The organism is Kitasatospora sp. NPDC057015 (assembly GCF_042673745.1).
In the GTDB taxonomy this organism is placed as follows: domain Bacteria; phylum Actinomycetota; class Actinomycetes; order Streptomycetales; family Streptomycetaceae; genus Kitasatospora.
This window is the reverse complement of the sequence record NZ_JBHUSG010000154.1, coordinates 1-1,224: the sequence shown is the minus strand read 5'-3', so window position 1 is coordinate 1,224 and position 1,224 is coordinate 1. Positions and strand designations below refer to the sequence as shown.

Genomic DNA, 1,224 nt, shown 5'->3' with positions numbered 1-1,224 from the left:
CCCCTCCCCAGCAGCGGCGCTCCCGCTGACCACCACCCGCCACTCACGGAGGTCCCGATCCCCGAGAAGCCCCACGGCCCGCCCCCGCTCGTCCACGTCACTCCGCTCTACCTGGCCGGCGGCCCGTACGACTTCACCCGCGCCACCGCCGTCCTGGCCAACGACCACGGCTGGACCCGGGTCCAGCACATGAACGGGATCCGCGAAGCCCGCAGCCCCTGCGGGCAAGCCCTGGTGACCGACCGCCGTCGCGGCGACGACCGCGTCCTCAGCATCGACGTCTTCTCCGCCGGTCACCCGCGATGGCACGCCGCCATCAGCGCGCACACCCCGGAGGAGATCTCCCTCACCCTGGTCGACGCCATGGCCAGACTCCTGCGAGAGCACCCCGACCAGGCCCTCGGCCCGGCCGAGCCGGCAGCCGCCTACCGGCCCCGGGAACCCGCACCCGGCTGGAGCCTCGCCTTCGACCATCCCGACGTCCAGCTCCACTCCTCGCCCGACGGACTGGCCGCCTTCACCACCCGCCGCGCCCACCCGACCGACACCCAAGGCCCCCGGGCGGATCCACCCGGCTACTACCTGATCGCCGGCCCCGGCCTGAGCCCGCACCGCTGGTCGGTCACCCTCTCCACCGGCGCACCACCCGAACTCCTCGACCTCCTCCACACGGAGTTCACCCACCCCGGCCCGGCCCGCAGGTCCGCGAACACCATCCCCGTACACCACCTGCCGCACGTGACGATCCGCTCGATCGACGAGTCCTCTCCGGCCCGGTCCGCGGCCCTGCTCCACTCGATCCTGCAAACCACCGCCGAGCCGAGCATCGCCGGCCCTTCGCCGCGGCCCGGAGCGGCCCACCCGACCGGCCCGCCGCGTCCGGACCGAACACGAACCCGCTGACCTCCAGATCGGATACGCCATCCGCGACCACCCATCCCCATTCATCAAGGCGATCGAGGCCGCCGCCCGCGGAATCCAGGAAGCCCTGGACGCCTGGGACGCCGTGAACGACAGCTTCTGCGACGAAGACGGCAACGTGGTCGACACGGACGGCTGGGACAAGCACGTCGTCGCGCGCGACCTCGCCGCCTGGGAGCACTTCACGGCCGTCATCGAGCACGGTGCCGCCTTCCTCCTCCACGTGAGCAACGCCCTGCGCGCGCACCCGCCGGACGCCGGCCTCCTGCACCGCCAGAGGGAACTCGCCACGGCCTACACCTC

General features: G+C 72.9%; 1 protein-coding gene and 1 pseudogene. Both read left to right on the top strand.

The genetic code is table 11. From position 1 onward, the window contains the following. The coding region (locus tag ACFTWP_RS41815; protein WP_380270408.1) for a hypothetical protein at positions 1 to 903 on the top strand (903 nt) is incomplete at its 5' end. A 103-nt stretch (positions 904 to 1,006) separates the two neighbouring features. Next, positions 1,007 to 1,224, top strand: a pseudogene (locus ACFTWP_RS41810) (hypothetical protein); the annotation flags it as partial.